The following is a 24,447-nucleotide window of genomic DNA, read 5'->3' on the forward strand; positions in this document are numbered from 1 at the left end:
TTACGGAGCGGACGGGCGGACCCGCGACTATGTGCTGACCTTGGCCCGCGACATCCGAATCTTCGAGTGCAAGACTAAGCAGCATGACAACACGTGCCGGTCTGCCCGCCCAGGAATCCGATCTGATCAACGTCGAAGAACTCGTCGCTGCCTATTATTCGAAAGTTCCGGATGTCACGAACCCCGACCAGAAGGTCGTGTTCGGCACGAGTGGCCACCGGGGTTCCTCGCTCGATGCGGCGTTCAACGAAACCCACATCGAGGCCATCACGCAGGCGATCGTCGAGTACCGCGCCGGGCAGGGAATCACCGGCCCGCTCTTCATCGGCAGCGACACCCACGCTCTGAGCCGCCCGGCCCAGACCACCGCGCTCGAGGTTCTCGCCGCGAACGGCGTGCGCGCCCTCGTCGACGAGTTCGACGACTACGTGCCGACCCCCGCGCTCAGCCTCGCGATCATCGTCTACAACCGCGATCACGGCGACGACGACCTGGCCGACGGCATCGTCATCACCCCCAGCCACAACCCGCCCCGCGACGGCGGCTTCAAGTACAACCCCCCGCACGGCGGACCGGCCGACAGCGACGCCACCGGCTGGATCGCCAACCGCGCCAACGAGATCATCGCGAACGGCAGCGGCGACGTGAAGCGCGCGGAACCGAGCGCGGTGGAGACCTACGACTACCGCGGCGCCTACGTGGCCGACCTGGCCAACATCATCGACTTCGACGCGATCAAGGCGGCGAACCTGCACATCGGCGCCGACCCGCTGGGCGGCGCGAGCGTGAACTACTGGCAGCTCATCAAGGAGGTCTACGGCCTCGACCTCACCGTCGTGAACCCGCTCGTCGACCCGGCCTGGCCGTTTATGACGCTCGACTGGGACGAGAAGATCCGCATGGATCCGTCGAGCCCGTCGGTCATGGCGTCGGTCGTCGCGCACCAGAGCGAGTACGACATCGTCACCGGCAACGACGCGGACGCCGACCGCCACGGCATCGTCACCCCCGACGGCGGCCTGATGAACCCGAACCACTTCCTGGCAGTCGCCATCCAGTACCTCTACACGCACCGCCCCGAGTGGCGTTCGGATGCCGCGATCGGCAAGACGCTCGTCTCCAGTTCGATGATCGACCGGGTCGCGGAGTCGCTCGGCCGCACACTTTGGGAGGTGCCGGTCGGTTTCAAATGGTTCGTGCCCGGACTGATCGACGGCTCGGTGGCGTTCGGCGGCGAAGAGAGCGCTGGCGCGAGCTTCCTGCGCAAGGACGGCACCGTGTGGACCACCGACAAGGACGGTATCCTCCTGGCGCTGCTGGCGAGCGAGATCCGCGCGGTCACCGGCAAGAGCCCGTCGGAGCTGTACGCAGAACTGGTCGCCCAGTTCGGCGACCCGGTCTACCAGCGCGTCGACGCCGTCGCCACCAAGACGCAGAAGGCGGCGCTCGCCAAGCTGAACGGATCGGCAATCACCGCCGAGACCCTCGCCGGCGACCCGATCGTCGCGCGCCTCTCGGAGGCGCCCGGCAACGGCGCGGCCGTCGGCGGTGTGAAGGTCGTCACCGAGAAGGCCTGGTTCGCCGCCCGGCCGAGCGGCACCGAAGACGTCTACAAGATCTACGCGGAGTCGTTCGTCGGCCCCGAGCACCTCGCCAGGGTGCAGGCCGAGGCGAAGGAGATCGTCGACGCAGCCCTCGCCGGCTAGACGGCGTGCCGGTTGAGTAGGTCGCGCAGCGACCGTATCGAAACCCCGCCGAGCATTCGTGATTCAGGATGATTCGGCTCGAGCCCCGTGCGCGGCCGCGTGATTCCGCGGCCGTGCTGCGTGCGGCACACGATCCGTCCTGAATCATGAACGGCGGGCGGGGTTTCCATACGGTCGCTGAGCGACCTACTCGACGGGCGGCCGCGTCAGATCAGCTCGAGTCCGATCGCCACGGTGTCGCCGACGGTGACCCCCGCCTTGGCCCGCACGGCCTTCTTGATCGGCAGCACGTAGGCGTCGCCGGCGACCCCCGGGAAGATCGACGTCTCCCAGGTCGACCCGCCGAGCCGCACGCGCACCTTCACCGCGCCGAAGCCCGACGGCGGCCGCGGCTGGTCGGCGATCTCGTCGGACGCGTCGTCGGGCAGCGTCGCGAACACCCAGAGTTCTTTGCGCGCTTCCCACGCCCACAGCGACGACTCGAATTCGTAGGTTCCGCCGGTCATAGCTCCATTGTCGGGCCGGAGCAGAAGAATCGTGGTTGCCGCGGTGGGCGACCGGTGTCTACGGGGCGTAATCGGGGGCGGCGGGCAGCCCGAAATACTGCTCGAGGGTCGCCGCGCCCGACGCCACGTAGTCGGCGGCCGTGGCGATCCCGACATACCGGTAGTGCCACGGTTCGAACTCGTAGCCGGTGACGGGCGTGCCGCCGTCCGGGTAGCGCAGCACGAATCCGTACGTCGCGGCGTTCGCCGCCAGCCACTGGCCCTGGGGCGTGTCGGCGAAGCAGCCCTGCAATGTGCACTGCGCCGGCAGCGCACTGACGTCGATCGCGAGTCCGGTCTGGTGCTCGCTGTGGCCGGGACGCGCGCTGGTGAGATCGGCGCCCGCCTTTCCCTTCGAGGCGACCCAGCCCGCGTACACCGACACCTGCGAGTCGTAGGAGCGGTACGCGCTCTGCGCCTGCATGCTCAACCCGGTCTGCGCGGTGAACGCCTGGAACATCGCGACGACGGCGTTCGATGCCTCCTGCCGCAGGAACGGCTTGTTGGCGTACGGCACCGGTACCTCGACGAGGTCGGCCGGGGCGTAATTGCCCGGGTTCAGCGGACGCAGCTTGTTGACCACTACCGAGAGGCTGCTGGGGTCGTCGCTCGCCACGGGGGCGGGAGGGGTCTCCGGCGTGAGGCTCGGCTCGGGCGTCGGGGTTGTCGACGGGGTCGGGTGGGCCGTGCTGCTGGCCGTCGGCGCCACACCGCTTCCCTCAGCCGCGCAGCCCGCCACGCCGCATACGACGACGAGCGCGAGCGCTGCTACGACCGGAGTTCGAAATCTGACTGTGTGCCACACGTTCCGAGTGTACGAGCAGTACGGCAGGACTTCTCACGGTTACGAGCTTGCGCAGCCGTTGCCGTGGGTGTAACTTTGCACTCCACGCAAAATTCTCCCGACGAGAATCTGCCCGCCGCCGGACTGCGCTCCGCGGCGGCGTTTTCGTTAACACACTTCCATCACAGACTCAGAGGTTCCATGTCACGCGTCGACTCCAAGGGCAAGCAGCAGGCCCAAGCGATCAAGGACGCCGGCGGGGTAATGACCCACCGGCAGATCCTGTTCGTCATCTTCGGACTGATGGCGGGCATGTTCCTGTCGTCGCTCGACCAGACCATCGTGTCGACGTCGATGCGCACCATCGCCGACGACCTCGACGGGCTCAGCCAGCAGGTGTGGGTGACCACCGCCTACCTGATCCTCGCCACGATCTCGACTCCCATCTACGGCAAGCTCAGCGACATCTTCGGCCGGCGCCCGCTGTTCATCATCGCGATCAGCATCTTCCTCGTCGGCTCGATCGCCGCCGGATTCGCGAGCTCGATGTACGAACTCGCCGCCTTCCGTGCCATCCAGGGCCTCGGCGCCGGCGGACTCATGGCGCTCCCCCTCGCGATCATGGGCGACATCCTCGCGCCGCGCGAACGCGCCAAGTACCAGGGCTACTTCCTCGCCGTCTTCGGCGTCTCGAGCGTGGTGGGCCCGCTCATCGGCGGACTCTTCGCCGGCACCCCCGAGATCCTGTTCGTGACCGGCTGGCGCTGGGTGTTCCTGATCAACATCCCGATCGGCCTCGCCGCGCTCGCTATCGTGCTGCGCTTCCTGCACATCCCGCACGAGCGCCGCACCGTGCGCATCGACTGGTGGGGCGCCGCCACGATCATCATCGGCCTCGTGCCGCTGCTGCTCGTCGCCGAGCAGGGCCGCGAGTGGGGCTGGGGTTCGCTCGGCTCCATCGCCTGCTACGTGATCGGCGTGATCGGCCTGGCCGCGTTTGTCCTCAGCGAGAAGCTCATGGGCGACGACGCGCTCATCCCGCTCAAGCTGTTCAAGAGCTCGACCTTCTCGATGGCGACTGTCCTCGGCGTGCTCGTCGGCTTCGGCATGTTCGGCGCGATGATGACCCTTCCGCTCTACCTGCAGGTCGTCAACGGCGCGACGCCCACCGAGAGCGGCTTTCTCATGCTGCCGATGATCCTCGGCCTGATGATCTCGTCGATCGTGAGCGGCCAGCTGATCGCCCGCACCGGCAAGTACCAGATGTTCCCCACCATCGGCACGGCGTTCGTGGCGGTCGGCTTCTTCGTCTTCACCTTCGCGACCGCGGACAAGCCCGTCTGGTTCCTCATGATCGGCATGCTGTTCGTCGGCCTCGGGCTCGGCCAGCTGATGCAGACGCTCACGCTCGCCAGCCAGAACTCGGTCGGGCCGCGCGACATCGGTGTGGCGACGAGCGCGTCGACGTTCTTCCGCCAGATCGGCGGCACGGTGGGCACAGCGGTCATCTTCTCGGTGATCTTCACGCGCTGGCCGCTGAACATCGCGACGGCGTTCGACTCCACGAGAATTCAGGACGGTATAACCGCGGCACTCTCCGATCCGAAAGTCGCCGCCGACCCGGCGAACGCGCAGATCATCGAGATCCTGAAGAACCCGGGCGCCGCCGTCGGCTCCGTCTCGGGCGACACCTCGTTCCTCAACACCTCCGACCCGCGTCTGAGCGCCGCCTTCCTCGAGGGCTTCGCGAACTCGGCGATCACCGTGTTCTGGATCGCCCTCGCCGTGATCCTGGTCGCCTTCGTTCTCAGCTTCTTCCTGAAGGCGCCTCCGTTGCGAGCGAAGTCGGCGCTTCAGGAGAATGCGGATGACGCGGCCGCCGCGGTGGCGCTCGAAGCCGACAGGGCGGCCAGCCAGACGGCGCCGCTGGTCGAGCCGGGCGCGGCCGCCAGAGACGACAACCCGAAGAAGTAGCAGCGTCGGCCCGCCGCCCGGTGAAAAACGGGGGCGGCGGGCCTTCCGCGTACGTAGACTGAGAGCGCTCTCACCCAACCGATCACGAAGGAGTGACCGTGCCTCATCCCTTTCCCGCAGACTTCCTCTTCGGCGCGGCGACCGCCGCGTACCAGATAGAGGGTGCCGCCCACGAAGACGGACGCACCGACTCCATCTGGGACGCCTTCGCCCGGCTGCCCGGCGCCGTCGTCGACGGACACGACGGAGAGGTGGCCTGCGACCACTACCACCGCTACGAATCCGACGTGGCGATGATGGCCGACCTGGGTCTGCAGACGTACCGTTTCTCGACATCATGGTCGCGCATCCGGCCCGACGGCGGCCCCGTCAACCCGAAGGGCCTCGACTTCTATTCGCGCCTCGTCGACTCGCTGCTCGAGAAGAACATCAAGCCCTGGCTGACCCTCTACCACTGGGACCTCCCGCAGGCCCTCGAGGAGAAGGGCGGTTGGGCGAACCGCGACACCGCGCTGCGCTTCGCCGAGTACGCCGTCGACGTGCACGCCGCGCTCGGCGATCGGGTCGAGAACTTCACCACCCTCAACGAGCCGTGGTGCTCGTCGTTCCTCAGCTACATCGGCGGCGAGCACGCGCCGGGTCGCCAGGACACCGAGGCCGGCCTCGCCGCCGGTCACCACCTGCTGCTCGCGCACGGACTCGCGGTGCGCGAGTTGCGCGCGCTCGACCCGAACCTCGGTCTCGGCATCACCCTGAACCTGACCGTGGCCGACCCGGTGGACCCCGCCGACGAGGGCGACGTCGACGCCGCCCGCCGCATCGACGGCCAGTTCAACCGGTTCTTCCTCGACCCGATCTTCCGCGGCGAGTACCCCGCCGACGTGCTCGACGACCTCGCCGGGCTGGGACTCGAGAAGTACATCGAGCCGGGCGACCTCGACATCATCTCGACACCGATCGACGCGCTCGGCGTGAACTACTACCACGGCGAGGCGCTCACGGTTCATCCCGTCGAACAGGAGATGTCGACCGCCGCGCCGTCGGAGCGCCCGAAGCGGTCGCCGTTCCCCGCGCCCGAGGGCATCTACTGGAAGCTGCGCGACCTGCCGCTCACCGCGATGGGCTGGGAGGTGCAGCCCGAGGGGCTGACCCGCCTGCTGCACCGCATCAACGACGAATACACGGGCAGCACCGTCAAGCTCTACGTCACCGAGAACGGCGCGGCCTACGACGATGTGGTCGCACCGGACGGCGCCGTTCACGACGCGCAGCGGGCGGAGTTCTTGCGCCTCCACCTTGGTGCGATCCAGGACGCCATCGACGAGGGCGTCGACGTCTACGGCTACTTCTACTGGTCGCTCATGGACAACTACGAGTGGGCGTGGGGATACCACAAGCGGTTCGGCATCGTGCGGGTCGACTACGACACCCAGCAGCGCACGCTCAAGGACAGCGCCCTCGAGTACCAGCGCATCATCGCGAACCGCTCTTTGTAGAGTGAGGTCATGAGCACCTCCCAGTCGCGACGGCTCCCGCCGACGCTCGAAGAAGTCGCCGCGGCGGCGGGCGTCTCGCGGTCGACGGTGTCGCGCGTGGTCAACGGGTCGACCAGGGTGAGCCCCGAGGTGCTCGCGAACGTCACGCGCGCGATCGACGAGCTGCACTACGTGCCCAACCGGATGGCCCGATCGCTGGCCAACCGACAGACGATGGCGATCGCACTCGTCGTGCCCGAGGAGACCACGCGGTTCTTCGGCGACCCGTACTTCGCCTCGATCGTCGACGGCATCGCCCGCGCCCTGCGTCCCAGTGACTACGTGCTCAACCTGCAGTTCGCGAGCCCGGGCGCCCTGTCGGAGAAGACCGTGCGCTACCTGCTCGGCGGCAACGTCGACGGTGCGCTCGTGGTGTCGCACCACTCGGGCAACCACTTCCTCGCCAGCCTCGGCCACAGCCTGCCCGTCGTCTTCGGCGGCCGCCCGCTGCACCCCGACGAGCAGCCGAGCCACTACGTCGACGTCGACAACGTGGCCGCCGCCGACATGGGCACCCGCTACCTGATCGACCAGGGCCGCCAGCGCATCGCGACGATCACCGGTTCCGCCGACATGCCCGCCGGCATCGACCGCGAGGCCGGCTGGCAGCGCGCGATGGAACGAGCGGGGCTGCGCACCGACCTGGTCGCTCGCGGTGACTTCTCGATGGCCAGCGGGGCGCGCTGCATGCGCTCGCTGCTCGACCGGTCGCCGGGTCTCGACGCCGTGTTCGTCGCGAGCGACCTCATGGCCACCGGAGCCGTGTCGGTGCTGCGCGAACGCGGGCGGGCGATCCCGAGCGACGTCGCCGTCGTCGGCTTCGACGACAGCCCGGTCGCGATCGGCGGCGAGGTGGAGCTGACCACTGTCTTCCAGCCCTCGGTCGAGATGGGCGAGGCGATGGCGCACATGCTGCTGGCGATGCTGCGCGGCGAAGAGCCGGAGCCCGTGCAGATCATGCCGACCCGCATGGTGGTGCGGGAGAGCGCCTAAGCGGCGTCGTCGGGGGTGGCACGCTCGTCGGCTCGGGCGCCCCGCACCGTGAGCACGACCAGCATGACGGCGCCGGCGAAGATCGCTATGTCGGCGATGTTGCCGATGAAGAGGTTGCCGTACGCGATGAAGTCGACGACGTGTCCGCGCGCGAAGGCCGGATCGCGGAAGAGCCGGTCGCCGAGGTGCGTCGCCGCGCCGCCGAGCAGCAGGCCGAGGGTCAGAGTGAGGCCGATCGAACTGGCGCGGCGGGCGTACCAGACGATGAAGACCACGGCCGCGGCCGCGAGGATCGTGAAGATCCAGGTGAACCCCTCGCCGATGGAGAACGCGGCGCCCGGGTTGTAGACGAGCTGGAAGCGGATGAGGTCGCCGATCACCGGGATCACCTCGCCGTCGCCGAGCGCCATTTCGGCCCACCACTTGCTCGCCTGGTCGATCACGATGACCACCAGAGCGATGACCAGCACGAACCAGAAGTAGCGGCGCGGCGTTCGGGCGGGAGGGGTGTCGGTGCTCACCCGGTCGATTATCCCGGATCGGCGGGGGTACTGAGGCCCGGGGTGTGGTGTTCGAAGACCAGGCTGGTCCGGGTCGAGGCGACCGACGGATGCGCCGAGAGGTTGTCGACCACGAACTGACGCGCGTGATCGGTATCCCGGGTGGCCACGTGGATGATGAAGTCCTCCGCCCCGCCGAGGAAGAACACCTGCACCACCTCGGGCAGCCGCCGCATCTCGTCGGAGAAGGTCGAGATCGCCTTGCGTGCCCCGACCCGGATGTTAACGCTGATGAGCGCCTCGAGCCCGAGCCCCAACGCCCGCGGGTCGAGGTCGGCGTGGAACCCGCGCACGACACCGCGCTCGATGAGGGAACGCACCCGCGTGAGGCTCGTCGACGGCGCGATACCCGCCTCCTCGGCCAGTCGCGCGTTGGAGATGCGCGCGTCGTCGCGCAGCAGACGCACGAGCGTGAGGTCGATGTCGTCGAGCGGCTCGTATCGGCGAAGATTCTCCCGCCCCGGGCCGACCCTGGCATCCGAATCAGAATTTTCACCCGAACTTGTGCTCATCCGCAGAATTATATGCGACCGAAACCCAATCGAAACGAATCAGCCGGAAACTCTTCAGCACCACGACAGATCGGAAAGCCATGCGCGTCGGAGTCCCCACCGAGATCAAGAACAACGAGAACCGCGTCGCCCTCACTCCCGCGGGCGTGCACGAGCTGGTGCGCCGCGGCCACGAGGTCGTCATCCAGCGGGGCGCCGGCGTGGGCGCGCACATCGCCGATGAGAAGTACGTCGAGGCGGGCGCGACCATGCTCGAGACGGCCGCCGAGGTCTGGGCCGCGGGCGACCTGCTGCTCAAGGTGAAGGAACCGATCGCGGCCGAGTACCCGCTCATGCGCGAGGGCCAGGTGCTGTTCACCTACCTGCACCTCGCCGCGTCGCGCCCGTGCACCGACGCGCTGCTGGCGGCGGGCACGACCGCGATCGCCTACGAGACGGTGCAGCTGCCCGACCGCTCGCTGCCGCTGCTGTCGCCGATGAGCGAGGTGGCGGGCCGCCTCGCCGCGCAGGTCGGCGCCACCCAGCTGATGAGCCCGAACGGTGGCGGCGGCATCCTCATGGGCGGCGTGCCCGGAACGGCGAAGGCCAAGGTCGTCGTGATCGGCGGCGGGGTCGCGGGCGAGCACGCCGCAGCCAACGCGCTCGGCATGGGCGCCGAGGTCACCGTGGTCGACCTGTCGATCCCGCGACTGCGCCAGCTCGAGGCCCAGTACACCGGCCTGAAGACGGCGGTCTCGACGAACTACGCGATCGCCCAGCTGCTGCGCGACGCCGACCTCGTGATCGGGTCGGTGCTGATCCCCGGCGCGGCGGCGCCGAAGCTCGTGACCGACGAAATGGTCGCTGCGATGAAGCCGGGCAGCGTGCTGGTGGACATGGCGATCGACCAGGGCGGATGCTTCGAGGGCAGCCGCCCGACCACGCACGACGACCCGACCTTCGCGGTGCACAACAGCACCTACTACTGCGTCGCGAACATGCCCGGCGCGGTCGCACAGACCTCGACGCAGGCGCTCACGAACGCGACGCTGCCCTACGTGCTGCAGATCGCCGACAAGGGCTGGCTCGGGGCGATCCGCGCCAGTGTGCCGCTGTCGAAGGGGCTCTCGACGCACGAGGGCGCGCTGTACAACGCCGAGGTCGCCAAAGCGCTGGGCTACGAGTCGCGCGAGCTGGCCGCGCTGGGCGCGTAGCGAGCGCGGCGAGCCGGCGCGGCGGGGCTGGCGCGGCTGCGCGCGGCTGGCGCGGCTGCGCGCAACTACGGGACACGCGCCGACCGGCGCCCGTGCGCGGCCGTCCCGCCGTTGCGCGCTAGCGCGGCGAGCGGGAGCGCCCGTCGTTCGTGGACACGGATGTCCCTCCGTACCCGTTGCCCGATTGGGTTTGGGCGGATTCGGTTCTCGTCGATAGCGCGACCCGGCTGCCGGGTACCTGACGACGCTGCGTGACTGACCCCCCACCCAGCGCGTGATGCGGGCTGGGTGCGACAGAATGGCAGCGTGAACGTGCGGCGCGCTGTAATCGACAACGGCGGCGTCGAACTCGCGGTCTTCGATTTTCCGAGCGCTGAGCCCGCTGTGGTGATATTGCACGGCCTGGCAGGAAGTAGCCGCGAGTTCGAGCAGACCGCGCGGGCGCTGGCGCCCCGGCGGGTCGTGCTCGTCGATTTGCGCGGGCACGGAGACAGCACCCGCGCTCCCGCTGATGTCAGCCGCGACGCCTTCGTCAACGATGTCGTCAAGGTCATCGAGTCGCTCAGCGACGGTCCTGTGTCGCTCGTGGGACAGTCGATGGGCGGCCACACCGCGATGCTCGTAGCTGCGCGACATCCGCATCTCGTCGACCGTCTCGTCTTGCTGGAGGCAGGCGTCGGCGGCGACGGGGACGCGCAATCGCGAGACAGCCTTCGGCAGTATTTCGAATCGTGGCCGGTGCCGTTCGCCGATCACGCGTCTGCAGGCGGTTTCTTGGGCGACTCTCCGCTACAACGTGCCTGGGTCGATGGCCTCGAATCGCGCGCGGACGGGCTGTGGCCGCGTTTCGAGCCCGGCGTCATGGTCGCGGTGATGGAGCATGTCGACGCGCACGCACTCTGGGACGATTGGGAGCGGGTCGCCCTTCCAACCCTCCTCGTCTTCGCCGAGCACGGCATTTTCTCGCCCCGCATGCGTGCGGAGCTGACGGATCGAGCTGGCCATGCCTCGTCGATCGAGCTTGCCGACGCAAGCCACGACGCGCATCTCGACGCCTTTGCGGCATGGGCCGACGCGCTTCGCACCTTCGTCTCGACGGGATGATGCCCATCGAGCGCCTCGCTGACGGCGTAGGCACCGCGCGCGTCCGGCGTCTGCGCAATTTCGGGACGTGTGCGGCACGGCGCACTTGAGCAGACGTCCCAGGATTGCGCAGACACCATGCCTGCAGCGCGACTAGTGCCGCGGCGACCTGCGCGCGGCCGGCTGGGCCACGTCCTCGCCGAGGTCGATCTCGACCCGGCCGCCGTACACGCCCTTGTCACCGTCGCCGGCGACGGGTGCGGGGGCGGGCAGAACCGTCTGCCGGTCGAGCTCGACCTGGGCCTCGTGTCTGGTGGGGTTGAAGACCTCGTCGCCCACGCCCATCACACCGCCGCGCGGCCCGCTGTTCTGGTTCTTGTTCGAGAGGTCGATCCAGCCGAAGCGCTGTGCGATCCAGATCGCAACGGTCGCCAGAGCCACGATTGCCAGTACGAGCCACCCATTCACGCGTCCAGCTTAGGCCGGAAAAGCCCCCCGAATGGGGAGGATTACCGGCCTGCCGCTTTGTGTCACGACGTCGACCGGCAGCCCGTACACGCGCTCGACGCGCTCGGCGGTGAAGACCTCGGCGGGCGTGCCGACTGCCTCCAGCCGCCCCGACGCGACGAGCGCGACCCGGTCGGCGTAGGCGGCCGCGAGCGACAGGTCGTGCACGACGACCACGACCGCGCGGCCGGCGCGGGCGAGCGCGGCGGCGGTCGACATCACGTCCTCCTGGTGTCGCAGGTCGAGCGCCGCGGTCGGCTCGTCGAGGAACACCACGGGGGTCGACTGCGCGAGCACGCGGGCCAGCGAGACGCGCGCCTTCTCGCCGCCGCTGAGCGACGTGTACCGACGGGTGACGAGGTGCGAGACATCCGTCGCCCCGATCGCGTCGGCGATCGCCCGCTCGTCGTCGTCCTGCGACGCGGTTCTGGCCCAGGGGCTGCGGCCCATCTCGACGACCTCGGCGACCGTGAACGGAAAGCTCACCTGGTTCTCCTGCGTCAGCACGCTGCGCAGGCGGGCGAGTTCGAGATGACGTACAGAGCGGATGTCGCGGCCACCGATCTCGACGGCACCCCTCGTCGGCTTCACGTCTCCGCTCAGCACGGAGAGCAGCGTCGACTTGCCTGCCCCGTTGGGCCCCACGAGGGCGAGCAGTTCTCCGGCGTTGATCGCGATGTCGACACCGGTGAGGATGGGGGTGGAGTCGATGACCACGTCGATGCCGGTCGCGGTGATCTGCGGGGCGGTGGTGTCGAGGCTCATGCCCATCCCCCGCTGCGTTTGCGCTGCCGGTAGAGCAGGTAGAAGAAGAACGGTCCGCCGATGAGCGAGGTGAGCATGCCGATCGGCAGGTCGGCGCCCGGCACGATCGTGCGGGCGACCAGGTCGGCGAAGGTGAGCAGCGCGGCGCCGCCGACCGCGCTCGCGACGAGCAGCGGCCGGTGCGACGGGCCGATCACCATGCGGATGACGTGCGGCACGACGAGTCCGACGAACGCGATGATGCCGCAGAACGCCACGGCCACGCCGGTGAGCAGCGCCACGAGCACGATCGAACCGATGCGCAGCGCCTCGACGTTCACGCCCAAGTGCCGGGCGTTGCGTTCGCCGAGGGCCAGCAGGTCGTAGCGCTTGCCGAGCATGATCGCGCCGACGGTGCCGAGCACGGTGATCGGCGCGACGATGGCGACCTCGCGCCAGAGCGAGCCGTTCAGCGAGCCGAGCTGCCAGAAGGTGATCTGCTCGCGGCTCGCGGTGTCGCCCATGAACAGCAGGAAGGCGAGGCCGGCGCTGGCGAAGGCGTTGATCGCGATGCCGGTGAGCAGCAGCGTCACGACCTCGGTGCGGCCGTTGGCGCGCGACACGAAGTAGACGACGAGGGTCGCGACGAGTCCGCCCGCGAACGCGCAGACCGCGATGCCCCAGCTGCCGAGGGCCGCCGTGATGCCGAGGGTGCCGCCGAAGACGATCACGCCGGCCGCTCCGAACGCGGCGCCCGACGAGACGCCGACGACGCCCGGTTCGGCGAGCGGGTTGCCGAAGATCGCCTGCATCACGGCGCCCGCCACCGCGAGGGCTGCGCCCACGGCGAGGCCCATCACGATGCGCGGGAAGCGCACGATCCAGATCGTCGACTCGACGATCGGGTCGGTCGGCGCCCAACCGTTGCCGATGCCGACCGCCCGCAACAGCGATCCGACGATCTCGGTCGGAGTGATCGGCAACTGGCCGACCACCGACGAGGCCAGGATCGCCGCGACGAGCGCGACGGCGAGAGCGATGGAGAGCGAGATTCCCCTGGCGACCCGCGTCACGGAACGCGCTGCAGCCAGTCGTCGGTGCCGAACTTCTCGGCCACCAACTTCTGAGCCTTGGCGAGTTCTTCGGGGGTGATGGAACTCTCGGTGAGCCCGTAGAGCTTCTCGAAGGTCTGCTCCATGCGCTCGATGATCTCGGCGCGCTCGAGGCCGGTCTGGCTGCGCAGCGGGTCGACGCGCTTGGCGGCGCTCTTCGTGCCCTTGTCGCTCATCTTCTCGCGGCCGATGCGCAGAACCTGCACCATCCGCTCGCCGTCCATGTCGTAGCTCATCGTCACGTGGTGCAGCACGGCTCCGTTGCCGAGACGCTTCTGCGCGGCACCGCCGATCTTGCCCGTCGGGCTCGTGATGTCGTTGAGCGGCTGGTAGGTCGCCTCGATGCCGAGCGACTTGAGCGCCTGCAGCACCCAGTCGTCGAGAAACGCGTAGGAGTCGGCGAAGCTCATGCCCTGCACGAGGTCGGCGGGCACGTAGATCGAGTAGGTGATGACCGAGCCGGCCTCCATGAACATGGCACCGCCCCCGCTGATACGGCGCACGACGTCGAAGCCGAACTCGGCGGCGCGCTCGAGGTCGACCTCGTTCTTCACCGACTGGAAACTGCCGATGACCACGGCGGGTTCGTTCCACTCCCAGATGCGCAGGGTGGGTTTGCGGCGGCCGGCGCCGACCTCCTCGGCGAGCACCTGGTCGAGCGCCATCTGCAGCACGGGCGGGGCCGCCTCGCCGTGGATGAGCTGCCACTCGTAGTCGCGCCAGGTCGTGGCCCGCTGCAGCGCGCGGCGGATCGCGGTCGCGACGCCCTCGGGGCTGAAGCCGAGCATAACGGCGCCCTCGGGAAGGGCCTTCTGGATGGCGGCGGCGATGCGCGCGGCGTCGGAGTCGGCCGGCAGCCCGTTCACCGCGGCGTCGATCGACTCGAGCGCGCTGTCGGGTTCGAGGAAGAAGTCTCCGGCCAGCCGGAACCCGGAGATCCGGTTGTCGACGACCTCGAGGTCGACGACGACGAGCTTTCCCCCTGGCACCTTGAATTCGCCGTGCATCGCCACGCCTTTCCCTGAAGTTTAGGAAAGCCTAACTTGAAGCGGGAAGGTGCGTGTCGAGCCAGTGCACGAGGTCGGCGTAGACCTCGACGCGGTTGGTCTCATTGAAGATCTCGTGGCGGGCGCCCTCGTAGACGTTCACCTCGACGTGGGTGAGGCCACCGCGCCGGATGTAGCTTTCCGCGAGCAACTGCACGCTGCGCTCACCGCCCAGCGTGTCTTCTTCGCCGATCATGATGAGCAACGGAACGTCGGCGTCGAGCGGCTGCTTCGGCCGGCCGTAGAGCCGCACGCCGTCGACCACGCCGAACGCCTTCCGGGCGTCGGCGGCGAAGGTGAGCTCGTCGGCGGCGAACTCCGCGACGATCTCGGGGTCGCGGCTCAGCCACTCGAACCCGGTGGTGCCGAGCGCCCTGTGGCGCTTGCTGAGGTCGCCCGCCGACATGTGGCGCGGGGTGCGGTAGGCGGTGCCGGTCAGCACCACGGCGGCGAAGTCGGCGGCGTGGTCGTTGACGAGCTGCTGGCCGAGCACGGAACCCCAGGAGTGGCCGATGAAGACGATCGGGACACCCGGATGATCCGACTGGATGATTCCCGTGAACTGGTGCAGCGCGGCGAGCGTCGCCCGGAGGCCGCCCTCGCCCAGCTGGCCGAGCTTGGAGTGGTCGCCGCCGTGCTGGGCGAGGCCCGTGCGGCCGTGACCGCGGTGGTCGTCGGCGTAGACGGTGTACCCGTTCTGCACCAGGACCTGGGCGAGCGCCTCGTAGCGGCCGGCGTGGTCGCCGAGGCCGTGGGCGATCTGGACGATCGCGCGGGGCTTGGCGGCGTTCCAGACGTAATAGTGGATCGTGACGCCCTGGGCGTCGACGAATTCGTACTCGCGGCGTGCTGCTATGAATGTCGGCACCGTAGCCTCCTCGTTCGAGCTAATCGTACTAACTGGCGCGCGTCACCGGCTCGCGGAGAGCAGCCCGTCGACCTCGTCGCGGGTCGGCAGCCCGTCGCGGGCGCCGACCGCCCGCGTGGAGAGCGACCCGGTGGCCGCCGCGAACCGCAGCGCGTCGGGCAGCGCCTGGCCCTCGGCGAGCGCCGCGGCGAGGGCTCCGTTGAACGAGTCGCCGGCACCGGTCGTGTCGACGGGCTTCGCGGGGAAGACGTCCTGGTGGTGGTCGGACTCCCCCACCCGTGACAGGTCGGCGCCGTCGCCGCCGCGCGTCACGAGCACCGTGGGGATTCCGGCGGCGTGCAGCTCGGCGACGCTGCCGAGCTCGGCGAGCTCTGTCTCGTTCGGGGTGATGATCGACACGAGTGCGAGCAGCTCGTCGGGCACCCCGGCTGCCGGCACCGGCGCGGGGTTGAGGATGAAGGTCCAGCCGTTGGCCTTCGCGATGCGCGCCCAGGCCGTGACCGTGTCGACGGGCACTTCGAGGCACGCCAGCACGACGGCCGGGCTGCCCGCGTAGCGCGAGGCGATGGCCGCGGCATCCGAATCGCGCACCGTGGCGTTCGCACCGGGGTTGATGATGATCGAGTTCTCACCGTCGACGTCGACGACGACGGCCGCGACACCGGTCGGCTCGGGGACGCGCTTCACGTGGGCGAGGCCGACGCCGTCGGCCTCGAGAGCCGCCCAGGCCTGGTCGCCGAGCTGGTCGGTGCCGACGGATGCCACGAACCGCACGTCGGCTCCGAGGCGGGCCGCGGCGACCGCCTGGTTCGCGCCCTTGCCGCCGGGCACGATGCGGAAGGTCTCGCTCGACACGGTCTGTCCGGGCTTCGGGATAGCGGCGAGGCCGGTGAAGAGCAGGTCCATGTTGACCGAACCGACGACGATGACGGGGGTGGCGGGGCTGTTGGGCATGCTGCGATTATCCTCCAGCCGCGGCATCCGCCATTTACTTAGCCTTGCTAATTGCCTATGCTAAATAAATATGTCCAACGAACTAGCCCACACCCTGCGCCAGACGGTGCTGCACCTCGCGCGGCGCGTGCGGGCCGAGCGGGCCGACGCGTCGATGAGCGACGGCAAGCTGTCGGTGCTGTTCGTGCTGATGAACGAGGGCGCGCAGACGCTCGGTTCGCTGAGCGAGCACGAGCGGGTCACACCCCCGTCGATGAACCGCACGATCAACGCCCTCGTCGAGCAGGGTTTCGTGTCCAGGGCGAGCGACGCGACCGACGGACGCAAGGTCGTGATCGACCTTTCGGATGCCGGCCGTCGCCTCGTGAAGGAGACCCGCCGTCGCCGAGACGCCTGGTTCTCGTCGCGGCTCGCCGCCCTCTCGGCCGAAGAACGCGCGACCCTCGACGCCGCCGCCCCGATCCTGAGGAGGCTCGCCGACCAGTGAGTGCCATGTTCCGCTCGCTGAGCGGCATCAACTACCGACTCTGGTTCGCCGGAGCCCTCGTGTCGAACATCGGCACCTGGATGCAGCGCACGGCCCAGGACTGGATCGTGCTGACGATGCTGACCGACAACGACGCCGTCGCGGTCGGCATCACGATGGCGTTGCAACTCGGCCCGCAGCTGCTGCTCGTGCCGTGGTCGGGCCTCATTGCCGACCGGTTCGACCGACGCCGGCTGCTGATGCTCACGCAGTCGCTCATGGCGATGCTCGGCGTGGCGCTCGGGCTGATGGTGCTGTTCGGCGTCGCCGAGCTGTGGCACGTCTACGTGTTCGCCTTCGCCCTCGGCGTCGTCTCGGCGATCGACGCCCCTGCGCGGCAGGCCTTCGTCTCCGAGCTGGTCTCCGAGCGTGACCTGCCGAACGCCGTGTCGCTCAATTCGGCGTCGTTCAACGCCGCGCGGCTCGTCGGGCCCGCGGCCGCCGGCCTGCTCACGGTCGCCGTCGGGGCCGGCTGGGTGTTCCTGATCAACGCCGCCACCTTCGCCGCGACGCTGCTGTCGCTCGCCCTGCTGCGCCGCGGTGAGCTGCGGGTGGCGCCGCGCGCACCCCGGGAACCCGGGCAGCTGCTCGAGGGGTTCCGGTACGTGTCGAAGCGGCCGGACATCCTCGCGATCATGGTCGCGGTGTTCATCATCGGAACGTTCGGCCTCAACTTCGCGATCTTCACGGCCACGATGGCGCGGGTCGAGTTCGACCACGGCGCGGGCGAGTTCGGCCTGCTCTCGTCGGTGCTCGCGATCGGCTCGGTGACGGGCGCGCTGCTCTCCGCGCGCCGCGACCGGCCGCGCCTGCGGCTCATCTTCGCCGCCGCGGCGGCGTTCGGTGTCACCTGCGCGGTCTCGGCCGTGATGCCGACGTTCCTGACGTTCGCGCTCTCGCTCATCCTCGTCGGCTTCGCGTCGATCACGTTCATGACGACGGCGAACAGCTACGTGCAGACGACGACCGACCCGGTGATGCGCGGGCGGGTGATGGCGCTGTACATGGCGATCTTCGTCGGGGGTACCCCGATCGGCGCGCCCATCGTCGGCTGGGCGGCCAACGAGCTCGGGCCGCGTTGGGCGCTCGGTGTCGGTGCGACGTCGGGCCTGCTGGCGGCGCTCGTCGGCCTGGTCTGGATGGTGGTGTCGCACGACCTGCGCCTGCGCCGCGTGCCGGCCAGCCGCCTCCGGCTGCGGCTCACCCACGACGGCAGCGACCGCGCGGCGGCCCACGACGACCTCGCGGTGGAGGAGTCGGTGGCGCGCAGGGCTTAGCGTGCAGGGCCTAGCGCACAGATGAGCCGAAACCGGCGAAATGAGCCGACCGCGGCGGGCTCATCCCGCCGGAAGCGGCTCCCTTGAGTCTTCGACCGGCTCGACCAGCGGCTTGCCCGCGGCGGGTCGGCGCGCGCGCGCCGGCGAGCGGGTGTAGCAACGGACCATGACATTCCAAGAGATCGTCGAACTGACCGCCCAGGTCATCGACGGGGCCGGCGTCGCGGTGATCGTCGTGGGCGCGATCGCGGCCACCATCGCCGCACTGCGCACCGCATTGCGCAGGTCGGGGCCGGTCTACGCGCCCTTCCGGCGCTTCCTCGGCCGCTCGATCCTGCTCGGGCTCGAACTGCTCGTCGCGGCGGACATCATCCGCACCGTCGCCGTCGCGCCGACGTGGGACAGCGTGGCCGTGCTCGGACTCATCGTGCTCATCCGCACGTTCCTGAGCTTCTCGCTCGAACTCGAGATCTCGGGACGGTGGCCGTGGCAGAAGAAACCGGATGCCGCGGCGGAAGCCGACTAGGCCTCCTTGGTGATCTCGACCTTCACGAACAGCTGGCTGCCGTACGGTCCCGCGTAGACGCCGCGCAGCGGGGGCACGTCGTTATAGTCGCGCCCGCGGCCCACGGTGACGTGCCGGTCCCCGATGTCGATGAGGTTCGTCGGGTCGAAGCCGCGCCACTCGCCGCAGAACCACTCCACCCAGGCGTGCGACTCGCCGGCGATCGTCTCGCCGATCGCGGCGTTCGGCTTGGGGTGCAGGTAGCCGGAGACGTACCGCGCCGGGATGCCGACCGAGCGCAGCGCGCCGAGAGCGAGGTGGGTGATGTCCTGGCAGACGCCCTTGCGCTCGGCCCAGGCCTCCTTGGCGGTCGACGTGACGGCGGTGACCCCGGCCATGTACTGCATGGCGTCGCCGATCGCGGTGCAGATCTCGAGGGCGGCGTCGCACGGCGAGGCGTGCCGGCCGGCGATCTCGGCCGCGATCGCGACCACGTCGGCGGGCGGATCGGTGCGACGGGTCTGCTTGGTCTGTTCGATGTACGAGGTGGATGTCTCGGCGAGCGCCGAGAGCACGTCCCAGCTCAGCTTGTCTGCGGTATGGATGCGCGGCCGCACCTCGACGAGGCTCGTCGCGGTGAGCGAGAGCTCCTTGTGCGGGGTGAGGATCTCGAACGACGAAACCCGCGACCCCCAGTAGTCCACGTAGTTATGCTGGCTCGAGATCGGCAGGATCTCGACGTGCGAGTAGAGCACGAGCTGCCCGTCGGCGCTCACGGGCAGCATGCGCGCCTCGTTGTACGAGGCGGTCACGTCGCCGCCGTAACGGAATCCGGTGGAGTGCTTGATGCGCAGTCGGTTCATGAGCTCTCCCCCACCCAGCTGGGCGCGGCGTTGGTCGGGAAGTACCGCTGACGGATCGCCTCGGACGCCGCGCTGGTTGCCGCCTGCACGTTGTCCATGTGCAGCGGCAGGTCCTCGAGGATTTCGGCGATCGGCCGGTACTCGAGTTCGCTGCGGATCTTGCCGAGCTGGCGCTGCGCCTGGTCGGAGATGCCGACCCGCTCGGCGCGCGGCTCGATGTCTCGCATGCAGGCCTCGGCCCGGGAGACGGAGAACAGGATGCTGCGGGGGAAGAGCCGATCGAGCAACAGGAACTCAGCCGCATTCGTCGCGCTCGGCACACCGCGGTACGTGCGCAGGTAGGCCTCGTAGGCTCCGCAACTCCGCAGGATCGTGGTCCACGACGGGCCGCTCGCCTCGGTGAGCGACCGGGTGGCGAGAAGCCTGGCGGTCATGTCCGCCCGCTCGAGGCTGCGCCCGAGGGTGAAGAACTGCCACGCCTCGTCACGGCTGGTGGCCGACTCGATGATGCCGACGGCGAGCGCGCTGCGTTCGCGCACCCAGCCGAAGAATTCGTGCACCTTGTCTCCGGAAACCTTGCGCGGCATCCGGGCCCGCGTCGTGTTGAGGCACTCCCAGAGTTCCGTCGAGACGATCTCTCGCGCCCGCCTGGCGTTCTCGCGGGCGGCGCCGAGCGAGTAGGCGATCGACGCGGGTTCGCTACGGTCGACGGCGAGGATCTGCAGGATGTCGGCGCGCGTGAGGGTGTGGTCGTCGGGCGCTTCGCTTCCCATGACGCTGAGCAGCGAGCGGCAGGCGAGGTCTTCTTCGATCCACGGGTCTTCGAGCAGCAGCTGGAGGTGAACGTCGAGGATGCGCGCGGTGCCGTCGGAGCGCTCGATGTAGCGGCCGATCCAGAACAGGCTTTCGGCGATGCGGCTCAGCATGGGGCACCTCCGGTCTCTTCGGTCGCTGAGCCTGTCGAAGCGCCCGAACGTGTTCTCGAACCCTCGGTCGCTGGCTCCCTCGGCGCTGGGGTCGCGAAATCGCTGGCGCGATTTTCCAAGCTCCACCGCGCAGGCTCAGGGACCGAATGTTGTTGCTGTTGTTGTTCCTGCTGCTCGTTGCCCTTCGGACCGTCGAGCGGCGAGTGGTCTTGCACATGCTCGGCGGCGACGCCCGGGACGGCGTGTGTCCCGGTGGCCTGATCGGCGACGAGCCCCTGGATGCTGTGGCGCGAGACCTGCAGCGGGTCGAGTCCGACCACCCAGGTGTCCTTCGAGCCGCCGCCCTGCGAGCTGTTCACCACGAGCTCGCCCTCGGGCAGCGCCACGCGGGTGAGGCCGCCCGGCAGAACCCAGACGTCGTTGCCGTCGTTCACGGCGAACGGACGCAGGTCGGCGTGCCGCGGGCGCATGCCGTCGTCGACGAGGGTGGGGATCGTCGAGAGTTGCACGACGGGCTGAGCGATCCAGCCCCGCGGGTCTTCGATCAGGCTCGCGCGCAGTTTCTCGAGTTCGGTTTTGGATGCCGCGGGCCCGACGACCAGTCCCTTGCCGCCCGATCCGTCGACGGGTTTCACGACGAGCTCGTCGAGCCGGTCGAGCACCTCTTCGAGCGCTCCCGGGTCTTCGAGGCGCCAGGTGTCGACGTTCTTGAGAATCGGCTCCTCGCCCAGGTAGTAACGGGTGAGGTCGGGCAGGTAGGTGTACACGAGCTTGTCGTCGGCGACGCCATTGCCGACCGCGTTGGCGATCGTCACGTTGCCGAGGCGCGCGGCGAGCAGGAGCCCGGGGCTGCCGAGCATCGAGTCGGCCCGGAACTGCAGCGGGTCGAGGAACTCGTCGTCGACGCGGCGGTAGATGACGTCGACGCGCGTGGGCCCGGCCGTCGTGCGCATCCACACCCGGCCGCCCGAGCAGAACAGGTCGCGCCCCTCGACGAGCTCGACGCCCATGAGCCGGGCGAGCAGCGTGTGTTCGAAGTAGGCGGAGTTGTAGACGCCGGGGGTCAGCACCACCACGTTGGGTTCGTCGACACCCTCGGGCGCGCTGGCCCGCAGCGCCTGCAGCAGCTTGTGCGGGTATTCGCCGACCGGGCGCACCCGCATCGAGACGAAGAGCTCGGGAAGGGTCTGCGCCATGACGCGACGATTTGAGATGACGTAGCTGACGCCGGACGGCACCCGCACGTTGTCCTCCAGCACGCGCCATCCGCCCTGTTCGTCACGGATCAGGTCGATGCCGCTGACCTGGATGCGTACGCCGTTGGCCGGCTCGATGCCGGCGGCCTCGCGGTGGAAGTGGCTCGAGCTGGTGACGAGCTTGGCGGGGATCACACCGTCTTTGATCGCCTCCTGCTTGCCGTAGATGTCGGCGAGGAACGCCTCGAGCGCGCGCACGCGCTGCTTGATGCCGCTCTCGACCTCGAGCCACTCGGCCTGCTCGATCACGCGCGGCACGGCATCGAGCGGGAAGGGTCTCTCCTCCCCGGCGAAGTCGAAGGTCACCCCCTGCGCCAGGTAAGAACTGGCGAGGGCATCGGTCCTGCCGCGCAGTTCGTCCTGGGTCATCTGCGCGAGCGCGGCGTGCAGTGCCTTGTACGGCGGCCTCGCCTGCCCCGGCGTGGAGAACATTTCGTCGAACGCAACCGCGCCGGTCCTGCGCGTGGTGGTGGCGCCGTAGTCATCAAACAGGTCGCCCATGGCCCAACTCTAACCGCGGCATGTTGCCACGTTGTTTCGAAAGAGGCGCGCGCGTATTACGCCGCCGTGGGCACCACTACCCATAGCGAGAATTCCTCCATTCACTTAGCGTGGAGGTACCCCGAGAAGTTTTTTGCGAAACGAGCGACCCCCGTGACCCACCTCCACCCACCCGAGTGGGACGCTGTGCTGGCGCGCCTCGGCCTGCCCGCGCGGGCACCGTCGGTGAAGACCGACGCGGGCAGGCGCGTCGACCGGCTCGTGCCGCGCCTCAACGCCCGGGCGTCCGACGCCGAGATCGCACTGTCGCTGTTGACCGCCTCGGCGAGCGGCCCGCTGCGCGAGCGGCTCCTCGCGACGCAGGCGCGCGTCACCACCCACTCCGGTGCGCGGCCCCACCACCACGTGCCGCGCGCGCGGACGCAGCCACCCGCGATGACCCGGGTGCTGGCCCTGTTCGGCGTGAAGGGCCGCGGACCCGCCGAGCAGCCCGTCGCCCCGGTCGAGCGGCCCGACGTGCGCCTCTGGCGCGAGACCTCGAGCGCGATCTCCGCGGCCTCGCCGCCCGAACTCGACCGTGACGCCGCGATCGACGGACTGCGGCAGCTGCTCGAGAAACGCAGGCTGTCCGGCGAGCGCGTCGAGGCGATCCTCCGCAAGCTGACCGAGGCGCACTAGAGGGAAGCCCTGAGTGTTACGTCCGTCGACAGGTGCCGGTCGTCGGATGCGCCCCGCGTGCCACCATGGAAACGCACCCACGCGAAGCCTCGCAGGTACCGGTGCACCGGCCGATCCGCACACCGAACGAGGCAGCAGAATGCTCAACAGCTCCGATCGCATCCAGACCACCCACGCCGGCAGCCTGCCGCGCACACCCGAGCTCATCGCGGCGAACGAGGCCCGCGAGTTTGAGGACGACGGCTTCACCTTCCGGCGCACGCCGGAGTTCGAAGAGCTCGAGGCCGCGGCCGTCGCCGACCTCGTGGCGCGGCAGAAGGCGATCGGTATCACCGTTCCCGGAGACGGCGAATACGGCAAGGCGATGTCGAGCGCCGTCGACTACGGGGCCTGGTGGTCGTACTCGTTCCAGCGCGTGTCGGGGCTGTCGCTCGAGGGCTCGAACATCTTCACCGCCCCGCCCGTGCGGTCGACGCCGGGCAACGTGCAGCTGACCTCGTTCACCGACCGCCGCGACCGCAACCTGTTCCCCGAGGCGTACAACGACCCGACGGGCGGAGTCGAGTCCGGCTCGATCGCGACGCCCTTCCCCTCCACCACCGGTCAGCTGAAGTACGTGGGCCAGGAGGCGATCGCGAACGACATCGCCAACCTCAAGAACGGGCTCGAGGCATCCGGTCTCTCCGAAGGCTTTATCACCGCACTGTCACCCGGAAGCGGATCGCGCGTGATCAACGAGTACTACGCGACCGAGGAGGAACACATCTGGGCGTGGGCCGACGCCCTGCGCGAGGAGTACACGGCCATCATCGAGGCCGGCCTCATCCTGCAGATCGACGACCCCTCGATCGCCGAGAACTGGGACCAGATCAACCCCGAACCGAGCATCGAGGACTACCGCGCGTTCACCCGCATCCGGGTCGAGGCGCTCAACTACGCGCTGCGCGACCTGCCGGAAGACCAGATCAGGTTCCACCTGTGTTGGGGCAGCTGGCACGGGCCGCACACCACCGACATCGAACTGAAGAACATCGTCGACCTTATGCTCGAGATCAACGCCGGCGCCTACTCGTTCGAGGCGGCGAACGCGCGGCACGAGCACGAGTGGCGGGTCTGGGAAGACGTGAAGCTGCCCGAGGGCAAGCTGATCCTGCCCGGCATCGTGGGGCACGCGACCAACGTCGTCGAGCACCCCGAACTCGTCGCCGAGCGCATCGGACGCTTCGCCGGGCTGGTCGGCCGCGAGAACGTGCTCGCGTCGACCGACTGCGGGCTGGGCGGACGCATCCACCCCCAGATCGCCGTGGCGAAGCTCGAAACGCTGGCCCGCGGCGCCGAGCTGGCGACCGCGCGGCTCTGGAAGTAGGTCTGGGCGGGTCGAGTCAGGCCAGGCCGCGCGAGCTGTCGCGCACGACGAGCTCGGGCTCGAAGACGACCTGCCGCGGGGGTGTCGTTGCATCGGCCGCCTCCTCGAGCAGGATCTCCACGGCGGTCTGACCGATGAGCGCGCTCGGCTGCCTGATCGACGAGAGCGGGACGACGGCCGCGCTCGCGAAGTCGATGTCGTCGTAGCCGATGAGCGAGACGTCGTCGGGAACCCGCACGTCGCCACCCTGCATCATGAGCGCCTGCAGCACACCCATCGCCACGAGGTCGTTCGCGGCGAAGATCGCGTCGGGCCTGTCATGCGGCGCGCGCTCGGCGATCTCGATGCCGGCCGCCCTGCCGGCGAGCACGCTGAGCGCCTCGACGACGACGACCTCGAGCGCCGTGCCCTCGTGCGCGTCGACGGCCAGGCG

25 protein-coding genes are annotated in these 24,447 nt (G+C 69.1%); 11 read left to right on the forward strand and 14 right to left on the reverse strand.

Features of this window, described 5'->3' with window-relative positions; translation table 11 throughout:
* Nucleotides 1–83: 83 nt before the first annotated feature.
* Nucleotides 84–1,706 carry a phosphoglucomutase (alpha-D-glucose-1,6-bisphosphate-dependent) gene (gene pgm / locus IEV96_RS11185; protein WP_188510670.1) on the forward strand — a complete coding sequence of 541 codons (1,623 nt, stop codon included), beginning with the start codon at nt 84–86 and terminating at the stop codon, nt 1,704–1,706.
* A 206-nt stretch (nt 1,707–1,912) separates the two neighbouring features.
* Here the strand turns inward: pgm and IEV96_RS11190 are convergent, their stop codons facing one another.
* Together IEV96_RS11190 and IEV96_RS11195 are read right to left on the reverse strand one after the other, a co-directional pair.
* Nucleotides 1,913–2,212, reverse strand: coding sequence for a DUF1905 domain-containing protein (locus tag IEV96_RS11190; protein ID WP_188510671.1), 300 nt, complete (start codon nt 2,210–2,212; stop codon nt 1,913–1,915).
* 58 nt (nt 2,213–2,270) lie between these two features.
* Nucleotides 2,271–3,056, reverse strand: a complete 786-nt coding sequence (locus IEV96_RS11195) for a M15 family metallopeptidase (protein WP_188510672.1) — start codon at nt 3,054–3,056, stop codon at nt 2,271–2,273.
* A 63-nt stretch (nt 3,057–3,119) separates the two neighbouring features.
* On the opposite strand from IEV96_RS11195, the gene IEV96_RS11200 reads away from it, so the two are divergent.
* The 3 genes from IEV96_RS11200 to IEV96_RS11210 all read left to right on the forward strand — a co-directional run bounded on the left by IEV96_RS11200 (nt 3,120) and on the right by IEV96_RS11210 (nt 7,537).
* Nucleotides 3,120–5,009 (forward strand): MDR family MFS transporter, encoded by a 1,890-nt coding sequence (locus IEV96_RS11200; protein ID WP_373282429.1) that lies wholly within the window; start codon nt 3,120–3,122, stop codon nt 5,007–5,009.
* A gap of 92 nt (nt 5,010–5,101) precedes the next feature.
* Nucleotides 5,102–6,505, forward strand: a complete 1,404-nt coding sequence (locus IEV96_RS11205) for a GH1 family beta-glucosidase (protein WP_373282430.1) — start codon at nt 5,102–5,104, stop codon at nt 6,503–6,505.
* Between the two features lie 9 nt (nt 6,506–6,514).
* Entirely contained in the window at nt 6,515–7,537 is a 1,023-nt protein-coding gene (locus IEV96_RS11210; protein WP_188510674.1) for a LacI family DNA-binding transcriptional regulator, read from the forward strand.
* Here IEV96_RS11210 and lspA read toward each other — a convergent pair.
* Nucleotides 7,534–8,058, reverse strand: coding sequence for a signal peptidase II (gene lspA, locus IEV96_RS11215; RefSeq protein WP_188510675.1), 525 nt, complete (start codon nt 8,056–8,058; stop codon nt 7,534–7,536). The two genes, IEV96_RS11210 and lspA, sit on opposite strands and share 4 nt — an antisense overlap.
* 8 nt (nt 8,059–8,066) lie before the next feature.
* Nucleotides 8,067–8,609, reverse strand: a complete 543-nt coding sequence (locus tag IEV96_RS11220; protein ID WP_188510676.1) for an Lrp/AsnC family transcriptional regulator — start codon at nt 8,607–8,609, stop codon at nt 8,067–8,069.
* 80 nt (nt 8,610–8,689) lie between these two features.
* Between IEV96_RS11220 and ald the strand changes: the two genes are divergently transcribed.
* Entirely contained in the window at nt 8,690–9,802 is a 1,113-nt protein-coding gene (gene ald, locus IEV96_RS11225; protein ID WP_188510677.1) for an alanine dehydrogenase, read from the forward strand.
* A gap of 306 nt (nt 9,803–10,108) precedes the next feature.
* Nucleotides 10,109–10,906, forward strand: coding sequence for an alpha/beta fold hydrolase (locus IEV96_RS11230; RefSeq protein WP_229733258.1), 798 nt, complete (start codon nt 10,109–10,111; stop codon nt 10,904–10,906).
* Nucleotides 10,907–11,038: 132 nt separating this feature from the next.
* Here the strand turns inward: IEV96_RS11230 and IEV96_RS11235 are convergent, their stop codons facing one another.
* From IEV96_RS11235 to IEV96_RS11260, 6 genes are read right to left on the reverse strand one after another with little or no spacing between them, the layout of a single operon-like run.
* On the reverse strand, nt 11,039–11,353 hold the full coding sequence (locus IEV96_RS11235) for a hypothetical protein (protein WP_188510678.1): 315 nt from the start codon (nt 11,351–11,353) through the stop codon (nt 11,039–11,041).
* A gap of 9 nt (nt 11,354–11,362) precedes the next feature.
* A complete protein-coding gene (locus tag IEV96_RS11240; RefSeq protein ID WP_188510679.1) occupies nt 11,363–12,157 on the reverse strand; it encodes a heme ABC transporter ATP-binding protein in 795 nt (264 codons plus the stop codon).
* Nucleotides 12,154–13,227 (reverse strand): FecCD family ABC transporter permease, encoded by a 1,074-nt coding sequence (locus tag IEV96_RS11245; protein WP_188511233.1) that lies wholly within the window; start codon nt 13,225–13,227, stop codon nt 12,154–12,156. Before IEV96_RS11245 ends, IEV96_RS11240 begins: the two co-directional genes overlap by 4 nt.
* On the reverse strand, nt 13,206–14,255 hold the full coding sequence (gene lplAB / locus IEV96_RS11250) for a lipoate-protein ligase LplAB (protein WP_188510680.1): 1,050 nt from the start codon (nt 14,253–14,255) through the stop codon (nt 13,206–13,208). Before lplAB ends, IEV96_RS11245 begins: the two co-directional genes overlap by 22 nt.
* Nucleotides 14,256–14,286: 31 nt before the next feature.
* The gene (locus tag IEV96_RS11255) at nt 14,287–15,162 is read right to left on the reverse strand and encodes an alpha/beta fold hydrolase (RefSeq protein ID WP_188510681.1); all 876 of its coding nucleotides are present in this window, start codon (nt 15,160–15,162) and stop codon (nt 14,287–14,289) included.
* A gap of 42 nt (nt 15,163–15,204) precedes the next feature.
* Nucleotides 15,205–16,116, reverse strand: a complete 912-nt coding sequence (locus IEV96_RS11260; RefSeq protein ID WP_188510682.1) for a ribokinase — start codon at nt 16,114–16,116, stop codon at nt 15,205–15,207.
* Between the two features lie 70 nt (nt 16,117–16,186).
* On the opposite strand from IEV96_RS11260, the gene IEV96_RS11265 reads away from it, so the two are divergent.
* From IEV96_RS11265 to IEV96_RS11275, 3 genes are all read left to right on the forward strand, one after another.
* Entirely contained in the window at nt 16,187–16,603 is a 417-nt protein-coding gene (locus IEV96_RS11265) for a MarR family winged helix-turn-helix transcriptional regulator (RefSeq protein WP_188510683.1), read from the forward strand.
* Entirely contained in the window at nt 16,600–17,919 is a 1,320-nt protein-coding gene (locus IEV96_RS11270) for an MFS transporter (protein ID WP_188510684.1), read from the forward strand. Before IEV96_RS11265 ends, IEV96_RS11270 begins: the two co-directional genes overlap by 4 nt.
* Before the next feature lie 166 nt (nt 17,920–18,085).
* Nucleotides 18,086–18,445: a DUF1622 domain-containing protein gene (locus IEV96_RS11275; RefSeq protein ID WP_188510685.1), complete on the forward strand. Its 360-nt coding sequence runs from the start codon at nt 18,086–18,088 to the stop codon at nt 18,443–18,445.
* Here IEV96_RS11275 and IEV96_RS11280 read toward each other — a convergent pair.
* The 3 genes from IEV96_RS11280 to IEV96_RS11290 are packed head-to-tail and all read right to left on the reverse strand — an operon-like array spanning nt 18,442 to nt 21,970.
* Nucleotides 18,442–19,287 (reverse strand): transglutaminase family protein, encoded by an 846-nt coding sequence (locus IEV96_RS11280; protein WP_188510686.1) that lies wholly within the window; start codon nt 19,285–19,287, stop codon nt 18,442–18,444. The two genes, IEV96_RS11275 and IEV96_RS11280, sit on opposite strands and share 4 nt — an antisense overlap.
* The gene (locus IEV96_RS11285; protein ID WP_188510687.1) at nt 19,284–20,213 is read right to left on the reverse strand and encodes an alpha-E domain-containing protein; all 930 of its coding nucleotides are present in this window, start codon (nt 20,211–20,213) and stop codon (nt 19,284–19,286) included. The genes IEV96_RS11280 and IEV96_RS11285 overlap by 4 nt, the downstream gene beginning before the upstream one ends.
* Nucleotides 20,207–21,970 carry a circularly permuted type 2 ATP-grasp protein gene (locus IEV96_RS11290; protein ID WP_188510688.1) on the reverse strand — a complete coding sequence of 588 codons (1,764 nt, stop codon included), beginning with the start codon at nt 21,968–21,970 and terminating at the stop codon, nt 20,207–20,209. Before IEV96_RS11290 ends, IEV96_RS11285 begins: the two co-directional genes overlap by 7 nt.
* A gap of 153 nt (nt 21,971–22,123) precedes the next feature.
* Here IEV96_RS11290 and IEV96_RS11295 point away from each other — a divergent pair, with 153 nt between their 5' ends.
* The gene (locus tag IEV96_RS11295) at nt 22,124–22,648 is read left to right on the forward strand and encodes a hypothetical protein (protein ID WP_188510689.1); all 525 of its coding nucleotides are present in this window, start codon (nt 22,124–22,126) and stop codon (nt 22,646–22,648) included.
* A 139-nt stretch (nt 22,649–22,787) separates the two neighbouring features.
* Nucleotides 22,788–24,014: a cobalamin-independent methionine synthase II family protein gene (locus tag IEV96_RS11300; RefSeq protein ID WP_188510690.1), complete on the forward strand. Its 1,227-nt coding sequence runs from the start codon at nt 22,788–22,790 to the stop codon at nt 24,012–24,014.
* Between the two features lie 16 nt (nt 24,015–24,030).
* Here the strand turns inward: IEV96_RS11300 and IEV96_RS11305 are convergent.
* Nucleotides 24,031–24,447 (reverse strand): substrate-binding domain-containing protein (locus tag IEV96_RS11305; RefSeq protein WP_188510691.1); only part of this gene is annotated, 417 nt, incomplete at its 5' end.

Source organism: Conyzicola nivalis (genome assembly GCF_014639655.1).
Lineage (GTDB): Bacteria > Actinomycetota > Actinomycetes > Actinomycetales > Microbacteriaceae > Conyzicola > Conyzicola nivalis.